The sequence below is a fragment of the Yersinia pekkanenii genome (genome assembly GCF_001152565.1).
Lineage (GTDB): Bacteria > Pseudomonadota > Gammaproteobacteria > Enterobacterales > Enterobacteriaceae > Yersinia > Yersinia pekkanenii.
The window spans coordinates 20887-33033 of sequence record NZ_CQAZ01000045.1; the positions used below are offsets into that span (position 1 = coordinate 20887).

The following is a 12147-nucleotide window of genomic DNA, read 5'->3' on the forward strand; positions in this document are numbered from 1 at the left end:
TCAGCCCCCGGCAATCGCTTGGAATAGCAAAATGTTATCACCCTCGTGCAACTGACATTGTTCCCAGTCAGTACGGGGGATGATGATCTGATTAATCGCCAGCGCGGTACCCGGCTGGTGGCGGTTCAGTTGTTGGAGCAGCATCTCGGCGGTGATATTGATCTCCACCTCTAATGGCTGGTTATTGAGCACAATCTGTAGGTGAGTGGTCTTCACTGTGAACCTCCACAGACAGGGCAATCTGCCGCCCGCGTGAGTTGTAAAGTGCTCCAGCTTTGTTGTTTACCGTCGAATAACCGCAATTTTCCGTTCAATGCTGACGGAAGACCGGCCAACATTTTAATGGCTTCCAGCGCTTGCAAGGTGCCGATAACACCGACCACCGGCCCCAATACGCCTGCGGTGCGGCAGTTACGCTGTGGCAACTCTTTATCGGGGTAAAGGCAGGCATAGCAGCCTTGGGAATAGGGCGGTTCAATCACCAGCAGTTGCCCGCTAAACCCCACGGCACTGCCGCTGATTAAAGGTTTTTGTGCTGTAATACAGGCGGTGTTCACCTGATGGCGTGTCTCCATATTGTCGCTGCAATCCAGCACCAAATCTGCATTAGCAACCACATCGAGCAAGATATTACCTGCCAGCCGTGTATCAAATGCGACCACCTCAATTAACGGATTGAGACTTTGTAAATGACGTTGTGCTAAGCGCGCTTTATTTTGGTTAACAGGGGTTGTCTGGCTAATATCGGTGGTGCGATACAGGATCTGACGTTGTAGATTAGTCAGTTCCAACTGATCATCGTCAACCAATAATAATTTTCCAACACCTGCGGCTGCCAGATAGAGAGTGGCGGGAGAACCCAGTCCACCGAGGCCGACAATCAACACGCGGGCACTTTTCAGCTTCAATTGGCCCTCAGGGCCAATATCTTCCAGCAACAATTGGCGGCTGTAGCGTAAAAATTCACTGCCACTTAATTCATGCTTGTTGGTCATCAGCTCGCTCCTTGCCCTCGATCAGGTGCAGCAATTGCGCTGTGACCTGCTGCCAATCATCAGCCAGAGTAATGGCACTCACCAACGCCACACTGCCGACGCCGGTTGCCAATACCGCGGGGACTCGCTCAAGGCTAATGCCACCGATAGCGACTGTCGGATAGTCCGGCGCGTTATCAACCCCCTGTTTGAGTCCTGCCAGTCCTTGTGGTATTGAGGGCATCTGTTTGGTTTGGGTGGGGAAGATATGTCCCATCGCGATATAAGAGGGCCGAATAGCCTTGGCTATCGCCAATTCGCGCTCATCGTGGGTAGAAATTCCCAGTCGTAATCCCGCTCGCTGAATAGCGGCCAAATCGGCTGTCTCTAGATCTTGCTGCCCCAGATGCACACCGTAAGCGCCATATTTAATCGCCAGCCGCCAGTAGTCATTGATAAATAAGCGCGCTTGATAGCGTTTGCCCATTGCGATCGCGGCAGCAATATCCGGCTCCACCTGCATGTCGTCTAAATCCTTAATTCGCAGTTGGATGGTGGTTACGCCTACGGTCAGCAAGCGTTCTATCCATTGTAATGAGTCAACCACCGGATACAGGCCAAGGCGCTGTTTTGTCGCGGGGAAGCCTTTTTCAGCGGAAAAGAGAGCGGCATCAGATAGATTCATTGTTTGCCTTCGCTTGTTTTTGCGTAGCGGCTAGCTCTTGCGTCGCGGCATAATCGCGGACTTCCTGCGAGATTTTCATCGAGCAGAATTTTGGCCCGCACATTGAACAGAAATGAGCCACTTTGCCGGATTCTTGTGGCAGGGTTTCATCGTGATAAGCACGCGCTGTTTCTGGATCGAGAGCTAAATTGAACTGATCTTCCCAACGGAATTCAAAGCGGGCTTTCGACATGGCGTTATCGCGGATCTGCGCACCGGGGTGGCCTTTGGCTAAATCTGCGGCATGGGCGGCAATTTTATAAGTGATAAGACCTTGTTTCACATCCTCTTTATTCGGCAGGCCAAGATGTTCTTTCGGTGTGACGTAACACAACATGGCGCAACCGAACCAGCCAATCATGGCCGCACCGATACCGGAGGTGAAATGGTCGTAGCCGGGAGCAATATCAGTGGTCAACGGGCCTAAAGTATAAAACGGCGCTTGGTGGCAATGTTCCAATTCTTCGGTCATATTGCGACGGATCATCTGCATTGGTACATGGCCGGGGCCTTCAATCATCACTTGCACATCATATTCCCAGGCGATTTTGGTCAATTCACCCAAAGTATGCAGCTCTGCAAACTGAGCTTCATCATTGGCGTCCTGAATGGAACCAGGCCGCAGGCCGTCGCCAAGAGATAATGAGACGTCATAGGCGGCACAAATCTGGCAGATTTCGCGGAAATGCTGATACAGGAAGTTTTCCTGATGATGGGAAAGGCACCATTTCGCCATAATCGAACCGCCACGGGAGACGATACCGGTTAGGCGTTTGGCGGTCATCGGCACATAACGCAGTAACACGCCAGCGTGAATAGTAAAGTAATCCACTCCTTGCTCGGCCTGCTCTAGTAGGGTATCGCGGAACATTTCCCAAGTGAGGTTTTCGGCAACACCATTCACTTTTTCCAGTGCCTGGTAGATCGGTACTGTACCAATAGGGACCGGGCTGTTACGCAGTATCCATTCACGTGTTTCATGAATATAGCGGCCAGTGGACAAGTCCATCACGGTATCGGCACCCCAGCGAGTAGACCAAACCAATTTCTCCACTTCTTCTTCGATAGAAGAGGTCACGGCGGAGTTACCGATATTGGCATTTACCTTCACCAAAAAGTTACGACCAATAATCATCGGCTCAGATTCAGGATGGTTGATATTGGCCGGGATAATGGCACGGCCTGCGGCGACTTCTTGGCGCACGAATTCTGCTGTGATGTTATCCGGTAAATTGGCCCCAAAATTTTGGCCCAGATGCTGTTGGCGCAGTACTTCGGTGCGGATCCGCTCACGACCCATATTTTCCCGTAGAGCGATAAATTCCATCTCTAAGGTGACTCTACCGGCTCTGGCGTAATGCAGTTGAGTGACACATTTGCCTTCAATGGCTTTTTTCGGGTGGGGTAAATGCTCAAAACGCAAATGATCCAGGCCTGCGTCGGCCAAACGTTGTTGGGTAAAGCCGGAGCTGACAGACGTAAGCGCTTCAGTATCCTGACGATCAGTTATCCAGCTATCACGCAATTTGGGTAAACCGGCGTGGACATCCAGTTTGGCGTTTATATCGCCATACGGGCCGGAGGTATCGTAAACCGGAATGGCTTCGTTATCTTCATAGCGAGGTGAGTTCTTGCCGCCGCCGATCAACGTCGGGCTAAGTTGGATCTCGCGCATCGGCACTTGAATATCAGGCTGCGAGCCTTGCAGATAAATACGTTGTGAGTTGGGGAAAGTGACACCTTGCAAGGTATCAATAAACTCTTGGGCTTGTTCACGCTGTTGTTTACGTGGAATAGCGTTACGTGGAATAGATTTACGCGGTCGTGATGAATCTGTAACGGTTATATTATTAGACATAGCAATTCCTACCAGTGTGGTTTATAGAGCCAATATGGTTTATAGGGAAAATTGCTTGTCTGGAGCTTGGCGGGAGTAACGATGTTGGCCAGTGACCGGCAGCCACCTGTAAGATGAAATCCGGGCCTGTAGCGATAAATTACTCTTGTTCCCTTCGCGGGTATTAACCCGATCAGGTTCCGCGGATCCCGAATTAACGGTCTCAGCCTGCGTTGCTTTCCTAAGAAAACAGGTGCTAGGCACTCCGACAAGAGTCTTTAGTATATACCCTTCTTACTTGAAATTGCAGCGGTGTTAGCTACGTTCATTCACCCGAATCACTTACCTGTGTAAGCTCATCGGGATGCATTCACTTGCTGCCTACCTGCAATCTCAATTACTTTGGGTATTGAGGTTGAATTAAAACTACAAGCCCATGCTGATCAGTGGGCTATTTTACTCGCCTCCACTTGGCTCACTGGGTGAGCGGCTTGCCAGGACTCTGCTGCCCATTGAATTAATTGATCTTCCAACCGGAAACGAGCGTCAAGAGTTTCGCCGATATCCGATAATGCCTGTTGAAACTCGGTACAGCTATCGTCATCGATCTCAATGTTTGTATAGCAATCATGGAATGCCATGATAGTTTGAGTATTATTTTTTAATGCGGGATAAAATTTGGTGGTCAATGCCATCTTGGGGCTGGACTCGCCTTCTACCTGTTTGATAATTCTGTCGTAGATATGAAAATGCCCGGAAGAAAGATAATCCACCAGATTATGGCAAAAGTTCTCCAGCGCTTTTTCATTAAGCGGGGTATGCTTTTCTTTTTGCGGCTTAATACCGATCACTGCGCAATACGAAACTAAAAGTTCTTTACGCGCATACAGCCATTGATCGATTAATTCATTACTGCCGCCAACGCGTTGAGTCAAGCTTTCCAGTCGGTTTAGCATGAACGACTCCGTGAAGTAATAATACGTTACAAAAATGTAACAAGCCGGATTCTAGCTTGCCAGTGAAGTCGAGGTTGTGCAACAACGATATGGAACTACAACTTACAGGTAAAGAAAGTGGCTGGTGGATTGTCAGCCATGAAAACAAATTATGGTTACCAAAAGGGGAATTACCACAAGGTAATGCGGCTAATTGGTCCTTACAGGGAGCGACCGCAAGGCCGATTGGCGAATGGCAAGGGCAGGCGGTATGGCTTATTCGTCAAATGATGCCGACTGATATGGGTTCAGTACGGCAATTACTGGATGTGGATCGCGGTTTGTTTCAACTGGCTGGGCGCGGCGTGCAATTAGCCGAGTTTTATCGCTCTCATCGCTATTGTGGCTATTGTGGTCATCAAATGCATGCCAGTCGTAGCGAGTGGGCCTGTCTCTGTAACCACTGCCGTGAACGTTATTATCCACAAATCGCCCCTTGTGTGATTGTTGCCATTCGCCGTGGCGATGAAATCTTATTGGCACAGCATGTACGGCATCGTGGCGGCATTAACACGGTGCTGGCCGGTTTTGTCGAAGTAGGGGAGACACTGGAACAGGCTGTTTCCCGCGAAGTATTAGAAGAAAGTAATATCCACATTAAAAACCTGCGCTACGTGACGTCACAGCCTTGGCCGTTCCCGCATTCGCTAATGATGGCATTTATGGCGGAGTATGACAGCGGTGAACTGCGACACGATCCTAAAGAGTTGCTGAATGCGGGTTGGTATCGCTACGACCAACTACCGTTATTGCCGCCACCTGGTACTGTGGCACGTAGGCTAATTGAAGATACGGTGGTGTTATGTCGCGAAGAGCATGAAGGTGCAGGCTAGTCACTGAAAGTTCGCCTTCAGGCAGGTAAGGAAAGTATTATCTGACATGCCAGTCGGTCGCGATATAATACCCGTCGCTATAGTAAAAGATGGCAGCCAGATAATTAAGGGAGCTTCACCATGAATGAGTTGAAAAACGATCGCTATCTGCGGGCGTTATTGCGTCAACCGGTCGATGTGACACCGGTATGGATGATGCGTCAGGCGGGCCGCTATTTGCCAGAATATAAAGCCACCCGCGCCATTGCCGGGGATTTTATGTCACTGTGCAAAAATGCGGAGTTAGCCTGTGAAGTCACGATGCAGCCATTGCGTCGTTATCCACTGGACGCCGCGATTCTGTTTTCAGACATTCTGACCATCCCCGATGCTATGGGGCTGGGGCTCTATTTTGAAACCGGTGAAGGCCCACGTTTCCAATCCCCAATTACCTGTCGCGCCGATGTTGAAAAACTTCCCATCCCCGATCCTGAACAGGAATTGGGTTATGTCATGAACGCGGTGCGAACAATTCGCCGTGAATTGGCGGGTACTGTGCCATTGATCGGTTTTTCTGGTAGCCCGTGGACGCTGGCGACCTATATGGTCGAAGGCGGCAGCAGCAAGGCTTTCACTAAATTGAAGAAAATGATGTATGCCGAGCCACAAACTTTGCATCTGCTGCTGGATAAACTGGCTGATAGCGTGATCTTGTATCTCAACGCGCAAATCAAGGCCGGTGCGCAGTCAGTGATGATCTTTGATACCTGGGGCGGCGTGCTGACTGGGCGTGACTATCTTGAATTCTCATTGAATTATATGCATAAAATCGTCGATGGTCTTATCCGTGAAAATGACGGGCGTCGGGTGCCGGTGACCTTGTTCACCAAGGGGGGCGGGCAATGGCTGGAAGCGATGGCTGCTACCGGTTGTGATGCATTGGGGCTGGATTGGACTACAGATATCGCCGACGCGCGTCGCCGTGTGGGTGATAAAGTTGCTCTGCAAGGCAATATGGACCCTTCTGTTCTTTATGCGCCGCCTGCGCGTATTGAGCAGGAAGTCAGCACGATCCTGGCCAGCTTTGGGCCGGGCGAAGGGCATGTCTTTAATCTGGGTCACGGTATTCATCAGGATGTTCCACCAGAACATGCGGGCGCTTTTGTGGAAGCGGTGCATGCGTTATCACCACCTTATCACCAGAGTTTCCGGGGCTAATGTTGGCGTTGAGCCGCAGGGGAGATAGCCTGTGCCGTTATCGCAATTTCAGTTCTGGGTGCGGAAAAGTCCTGATTTGCTTGGCAACCATAGGGATATGATTTATTTTCGGGTACACTGCCGCGCAGATAATGAATAATGAGAACTCATAATGATACGTAATCCGATTCATCTACGCCTCGAAAAGCTGGAAAGTTGGCAACACCTGACTTTCATGGCTTGTTTGTGTGAGCGGATGTATCCCAACTATCAGCAATTTTGTCTGGAAACTGAATTTGGCGATCCAGCCGTTTACCGCCGTATTCTGGACCTTATTTGGGAAACGTTGATTGTAAAAGACGCTAAAGTCAATTTTGATAGTCAGTTGGAGAAATTGGAAGAGGCAATTCCCTCAGCTGATGACTATGCTATCTACGGTGTTTATCCTGCTATCGATGCTTGTATTGCATTGAGCGAGGCTATTCATTCGCGTTTGAGTGGCGAAACACTGGAACATGCCATCGCGATCAGCGAAGCGTCTATCCGTACCGTTGCGATGTTAGAAATGACGCTAGCTGGTAAAGAAATGACCGATGAAGAGCTGAAAATCTTGCCCGCAATCGAAGAAGAATGGGATCTCCAATGGGAGATTTTCCGGCTGTTAGCTGACTGTGAAGAGCGCGACTTGGATCTGATCAAAGGGTTACGATCTGACCTACGAGAAGCGGCTGTTAGCAACATTGGCATAAATTTAACGCAATAAGGCAAGAAAACGTGATTTAACGCCCGATTTGTCACGTCTTAAGGCTTCACATCTGCCCCCTGTCTGTTCTACATTTGGGGGGCGAAAAAAAGTGGCTATCGGTGCGTGTATGCAGGAGAGTGCTGTCAATCGGCATATCCGTCGCACTTGATGCTTTGCAAACGATAAACACACTGTAAGGATAACTTATGAATAAGACTCAACTGATTGACGCAATCGCGGACAAAGCGGACCTTTCTAAAGCACAAGCTAAAGCTGCTCTGGAATCCACACTGGCTGCAATTACCGAATCTCTGAAAGAGGGTGATCCAGTACAATTGGTTGGTTTTGGTACTTTCAAAGTAAACCATCGTAATGAGCGCACTGGCCGCAACCCACAAACTGGTAACGAAATCAAAATTGCGGCAGCTAATGTGCCGGCGTTTGTTTCTGGTAAGGCATTGAAAGACGCTGTTAAATCTTAATAGTGTGTCAGTGAAAATAATAAACAGGGGGGTGGCAAAGCCCCTTTTGTTTATGCAGCGGGCGCTGATGACCCTCGGCTTGGCCTTTGGTCTCAGTGCCTGTAGCAGTCAGTCAGGTTCCCCCCAATTCAGTGCCAGCGGATATATCGCCGACAGCGGTGTGGTTCGTTTATGGCGTCAGGATAATGCGCAGCAGCAACCACTGGTGCTGATGAGTGTTTATAGCCCCTACTCTGGGGATAATACCCGCGTTACCTTCTACGAATATCAAAATGGTCTGCTACGGGAAATCCGGCGTAACGATTTGGGCCATGACCCGCAAAATGTTCAGTTACGTTTCGATGAGCAAGGGCAGGTAAGCTTTATGCAACGCCAATTGGCGTCACGGCGTGAACCACTCTCGGCAGATAACATCGCGGTGTATCAATTAGAAGCTAAACGTATTCTGGAACTGAGCAGCGCGCTACGTGCCGGAAATGTCAGGTTAATTCAGGGGCAATGGCAGGATGGCCTCGTCACCACGTGTGATAAAAAGACGTTACGCCTGAGCCTTGATGATAATTCGCAGGCATGGTTGACCAAACGGGGCAACAATAGCTCGCAGCCGCTGGGTGTAGCGTGGTTGGATTCACCAGAAGGGCAACAATTGCTGTTGGTTGCGGATCAGGATTTCTGTCGCTGGGAACCGACAGCCGGCAGTTTGTAATATAAAGAGGCACGGCGAACCGTACCCCTTGAAAGACCGGTGCACTTATTACCGTAAGCAATTATTTACCGCGAGCAATTGCCCGATAACCAATGTCTTTACGGCAGAACGCGCCTTCCCACTGAATGTCTTGCGCTAACTTATACGCATTTTGCTGTGCCTGGGCGACGGTGGTACCCAGTGCAGTGACACATAATACGCGCCCGCCACTGGTCACGACGTCATTATTACTATTCAGTTTGGTTCCTGCGTGGAACACTTTACCGTCAGCCACTTCCTGCTGTGGTAATCCATGAATAACATCACCCTGACGGTAATCTGCCGGATAACCCCCTGCGGCCAGAACCACACCCAGTGATGGGCGTTCATCCCAGTCAGAGGTCTTCTCATTCAATTTGCCTTGCGCACCGGCTAAGCACAGCTCAACCAAGTCTGAACGCATGCGCAACATGATTGGCTGGGTTTCAGGGTCACCAAAGCGGCAGTTGAACTCAATAACCTTCGGTTGTCCATCAGCGGAAATCATCAGGCCAGCATAGAGGAAGCCAGTATAAACATGGCCTTCCGCCGCCATACCACGCACGGTTGGCCAGATAACCCTTTCCATTACCCGCTGATGCACTTCATCTGTGACTACCGGAGCCGGAGAATAAGCGCCCATACCGCCAGTATTCGGGCCGGTATCACCATCGCCAACCCGTTTATGGTCTTGGCTGGTGGCCATGGGTAACACGTTTTCGCCGTCAACCATCACAATAAAGCTGGCTTCTTCGCCATCAAGGAACTCCTCCACCACGATGCGGTGACCCGCATCACCAAACGCATTGCCAGCCAGCATGTCATGAACAGCGGTTTCAGCCTCTGCCAGGGTCATCGCGACAATCACGCCTTTACCGGCAGCCAGCCCATCAGCTTTAATTACGATCGGTGCCCCGATGTGGCGAACATAGGCTAAAGCAGGTTCTACCTCAGTAAAGTTTTGGTAAAACCCCGTGGGGATAGTGTGGCGCGCAAGGAAATCTTTAGTAAAAGCTTTAGAACCTTCTAACTGAGCGGCAGCTTGCGTTGGCCCGAAGATGGTCGATCCTGCGGCACGGAAAGCATCAACGACACCAATCACTAATGGCGCTTCCGGGCCAACAATGGTCAGGCCGATATCATGACTCTGAGCGAAGGCCAGCAAACCGGCAATATCAGTAGCCGCGATATCGACATTTTCTAAACCAGGTTCCAGCGCCGTACCGGCATTGCCCGGCGCGACATAAATTTTATCTGCTAAAGGCGACTGTGCCGCTTTCCAGCCCAGCGCATGTTCGCGCCCACCATTGCCAATAATCAAAATATTCATCAGATGACTCCGTGAAGGTGTGAACTGAGGCACACACCTTATGTAAGAGGGATATAACTAATTAATGACGGAAATGGCGCATATCGGTAAAGATCATCGCGATACCGTGTTCATCAGCCGCAGCAATGACTTCATCGTCACGGATTGAACCGCCCGGTTGGATAACACAGGTGATCCCGACCGCTGCCGCAGCATCAATGCCATCACGGAATGGGAAGAAAGCATCAGAGGCCATGGCAGAACCGGCCACGTCCAATCCTTCATCCGCCGCTTTGATACCGGCAATCTTGGCAGAATAGACACGGCTCATTTGGCCTGCACCTATACCGATAGTCATATTGTCGCGAGCATAGACAATCGCGTTTGATTTAACGAACTTAGCCACTTTCCAGCAAAACAGCGCATCACGCAGCTCTTGCTCAGTAGGTTGGCGTTTGGACACCACACGCAGGTCGGCTGTGGTTACCATACCTAAATCACGATCTTGAACCAGTAAACCACCATTAACGCGCTTGAAATCCAGAGCGGCGGAACGCCCCTGCCACTGGCCACAGGTCAGTACGCGCACATTCTGTTTGGCGGCTAATAATGCCAGTGCTTCGGCGCTGACTGCCGGTGCAATAATGACTTCAACGAACTGACGGCTGATAATGGCACTGGCGGTTTCTGCATCCAATTCACGGTTAAAGGCAATAATGCCGCCAAAAGCCGACGTCGGGTCAGTTTTATAGGCTTTGTCATAAGCGGCCAGCAGAGAGTCAGCAATAGCCACGCCACATGGGTTGGCATGCTTGACTACCACACAAGCAGGTTCGCTGAACTCTTTCACACATTCCAGCGCAGCATCGGTATCGGCGATATTGTTATAGGAAAGCGCCTTGCCCTGTAATTGTTGTGCGGTAGCCACGGATGCTTCTTTGACATCTTCTTCTATATAGAAGGCGGCCTGCTGGTGGCTGTTTTCACCGTAACGCATATCCTGTTTCTTTATATAGTTAAGATTCAGGGTCCGAGGGAAACGGCCTGATGGTTGCTCTGTGTCACCATGATACGGTGGCACCAGTGCACCGAAGTAGTTGGCGATCATGCTGTCGTAGGCGGCGGTATGCTCAAAAGCCTTAATAGCCAGATCGAAACGGGTGGGGTAAGTCAGCGAACCATCATTATTATCCAGCTCAGTAATAATAGCGGGGTAGTCACTGCTCTTAACCACAATAGCGACATCTTTATGATTCTTGGCGGCTGAGCGCACCATGGTCGGGCCACCGATATCGATATTCTCAACCGCGTCTTCCAGTGAGCAATCCGGGCGGGCCACCGTTTGGGCGAACGGATATAAGTTCACCACGACAATATCAATTGGCTGAATATCATGTTGAGCCATGATGCCATCATCCTGGCCGCGACGACCTAAAATGCCGCCATGTACCTTTGGATGTAATGTCTTAACGCGTCCGTCCATCATTTCCGGGAAACCGGTGTAGTCAGAGACTTCGGTGACAGACAGACCTGCATCAGCCAGCAGGCGGGCAGTCCCGCCGGTGGAAAGTAACTCGATACCACGCTGAGAAAGCGCTTCGGCGAATTCGATGATACCCGCTTTGTCAGATACACTGAGCAGAGCACGGCGGATTGGGCGGCGTTGTTGCATGGTTTTATCCCTTGGCTTTGGAGTCGCAGTTATTCTTCGCAATCATTCAATAGAGCGTTATCTGAATCCCACCTTTATATAGATAGTTATAGATAGAAAGGAACAGATTCAGATAACGTCCCAAATAGGGGTAATGGCAGTCTCTGCTGCTACTTTTACGGCAGGATGGGCCTGCTACTGCATTAAAATACGCTTTATCACGTACCTCGTTACCCCGTTTTATAAAAATGACCTCATACCATCGATGTTTTGCCGATGAGGTCACTCTTTTTCGACGCGGGGAATTGTAGCGAAAACGATTGCGTGATGCTCGTCAATTTTGAGTGCAGATTCAATCTGTGGATAAGCTTGTGCACAACTGGGTATAAAGCGGGGTTTTGCTGTGGAATGCAGCAAACAGTCATTTTTATTGAAATTAGCAGTTGCGGGCGGCGTGGAAGTCCCTATAATGCGCATCCATCGAGACGGCACACAGCGAATCAAGTAACTGAGTGGCCGGCAAAGAGAACAGAGAAATTCAACGAAATTAGGTGTTGACTCTGAATGAGGAAAGCGTAATATGCGCACCTCGCATTACCAACTACGAGTTGCTAATGCACTGCTCTTTAACAATTTATCAGACAATCTGTGTGGGCACTCGCAAGACGATATCGACGCCTGTTTCGGCAGGCAGAAG

At 50.0% G+C, this 12147-nt stretch carries 11 protein-coding genes, 1 pseudogene and 1 riboswitch; of the genes and pseudogenes, 5 read left to right on the forward strand and 7 right to left on the reverse strand.

The genetic code is table 11. The features are described 5' to 3' along the window. The 5 genes and pseudogenes from thiS to AEP37_RS18570 all read right to left on the reverse strand — a co-directional run bounded on the left by thiS (position 1) and on the right by AEP37_RS18570 (position 4491). Positions 1-216: a sulfur carrier protein ThiS gene (gene thiS / locus AEP37_RS18550; RefSeq protein ID WP_049614741.1), complete on the reverse strand. Its 216-nt coding sequence runs from the start codon at positions 214-216 to the stop codon at positions 1-3. Further along, on the reverse strand, positions 213-995 hold the full coding sequence (locus AEP37_RS18555) for a HesA/MoeB/ThiF family protein (protein ID WP_049614742.1): 783 nt from the start codon (positions 993-995) through the stop codon (positions 213-215). Before AEP37_RS18555 ends, thiS begins: the two co-directional genes overlap by 4 nt. Next, a complete protein-coding gene (gene thiE, locus AEP37_RS18560; RefSeq protein ID WP_049614743.1) occupies positions 979-1659 on the reverse strand; it encodes a thiamine phosphate synthase in 681 nt (226 codons plus the stop codon). The genes AEP37_RS18555 and thiE overlap by 17 nt, the downstream gene beginning before the upstream one ends. Before the next feature lie 19 nt (positions 1660-1678). After that, positions 1679-3556, reverse strand: a pseudogene (gene thiC / locus AEP37_RS18565) (phosphomethylpyrimidine synthase ThiC); the annotation flags it as partial. A 132-nt stretch (positions 3557-3688) separates the two neighbouring features. Further along, a riboswitch (TPP riboswitch) is annotated at positions 3689-3813 on the reverse strand. Between the two features lie 165 nt (positions 3814-3978). Then, positions 3979-4491, reverse strand: a complete 513-nt coding sequence (locus tag AEP37_RS18570) for an Rsd/AlgQ family anti-sigma factor (RefSeq protein ID WP_049614744.1) — start codon at positions 4489-4491, stop codon at positions 3979-3981. Between the two features lie 89 nt (positions 4492-4580). On the opposite strand from AEP37_RS18570, the gene nudC reads away from it, so the two are divergent. From nudC to AEP37_RS18595, 5 genes are all read left to right on the forward strand, one after another. Next, positions 4581-5363 (forward strand): NAD(+) diphosphatase, encoded by a 783-nt coding sequence (gene nudC / locus AEP37_RS18575; RefSeq protein WP_049614745.1) that lies wholly within the window; start codon positions 4581-4583, stop codon positions 5361-5363. Between the two features lie 120 nt (positions 5364-5483). Further along, the gene (gene hemE / locus AEP37_RS18580) at positions 5484-6560 is read left to right on the forward strand and encodes a uroporphyrinogen decarboxylase (RefSeq protein WP_049614746.1); all 1077 of its coding nucleotides are present in this window, start codon (positions 5484-5486) and stop codon (positions 6558-6560) included. Between the two features lie 151 nt (positions 6561-6711). Beyond that, complete coding sequence (locus tag AEP37_RS18585; RefSeq protein WP_049614747.1) at positions 6712-7302, forward strand: YjaG family protein; 591 nt, start codon at positions 6712-6714, stop codon at positions 7300-7302. A gap of 188 nt (positions 7303-7490) precedes the next feature. Then, a complete protein-coding gene (hupA, locus tag AEP37_RS18590; RefSeq protein WP_049614748.1) occupies positions 7491-7766 on the forward strand; it encodes a nucleoid-associated protein HU-alpha in 276 nt (91 codons plus the stop codon). Between the two features lie 52 nt (positions 7767-7818). Further along, a complete protein-coding gene (locus tag AEP37_RS18595) occupies positions 7819-8472 on the forward strand; it encodes a DUF1481 domain-containing protein (RefSeq protein ID WP_049614749.1) in 654 nt (217 codons plus the stop codon). Between the two features lie 61 nt (positions 8473-8533). Here the strand turns inward: AEP37_RS18595 and purD are convergent, their stop codons facing one another. Together purD and purH are read right to left on the reverse strand one after the other, a co-directional pair. Further along, positions 8534-9820: a phosphoribosylamine--glycine ligase gene (purD, locus tag AEP37_RS18600; protein WP_049614750.1), complete on the reverse strand. Its 1287-nt coding sequence runs from the start codon at positions 9818-9820 to the stop codon at positions 8534-8536. Positions 9821-9881: 61 nt separating this feature from the next. Further along, entirely contained in the window at positions 9882-11471 is a 1590-nt protein-coding gene (gene purH, locus AEP37_RS18605; RefSeq protein WP_049614751.1) for a bifunctional phosphoribosylaminoimidazolecarboxamide formyltransferase/IMP cyclohydrolase, read from the reverse strand. Positions 11472-12147 lie beyond the last annotated feature (676 nt).

Bases quoted from the DNA above. Each gene is read 5' to 3' on its own strand.
- AEP37_RS18555 (WP_049614742.1), bottom strand. From the start codon at position 995: ATGACCAACAAGCATGAATTAAGTGGCAGTGAATTTTTACGCTACAGC.
- thiE (WP_049614743.1), bottom strand. From the start codon at position 1,659: ATGAATCTATCTGATGCCGCTCTCTTTTCCGCTGAAAAAGGCTTCCCC.
- AEP37_RS18570 (WP_049614744.1), bottom strand. From the start codon at position 4,491: ATGCTAAACCGACTGGAAAGCTTGACTCAACGCGTTGGCGGCAGTAAT.
- nudC (WP_049614745.1), top strand. From the start codon at position 4,581: ATGGAACTACAACTTACAGGTAAAGAAAGTGGCTGGTGGATTGTCAGC.
- hemE (WP_049614746.1), top strand. From the start codon at position 5,484: ATGAATGAGTTGAAAAACGATCGCTATCTGCGGGCGTTATTGCGTCAA.
- AEP37_RS18585 (WP_049614747.1), top strand. From the start codon at position 6,712: ATGATACGTAATCCGATTCATCTACGCCTCGAAAAGCTGGAAAGTTGG.
- hupA (WP_049614748.1), top strand. From the start codon at position 7,491: ATGAATAAGACTCAACTGATTGACGCAATCGCGGACAAAGCGGACCTT.
- AEP37_RS18595 (WP_049614749.1), top strand. From the start codon at position 7,819: ATGCAGCGGGCGCTGATGACCCTCGGCTTGGCCTTTGGTCTCAGTGCC.
- purD (WP_049614750.1), bottom strand. From the start codon at position 9,820: ATGAATATTTTGATTATTGGCAATGGTGGGCGCGAACATGCGCTGGGC.
- purH (WP_049614751.1), bottom strand. From the start codon at position 11,471: ATGCAACAACGCCGCCCAATCCGCCGTGCTCTGCTCAGTGTATCTGAC.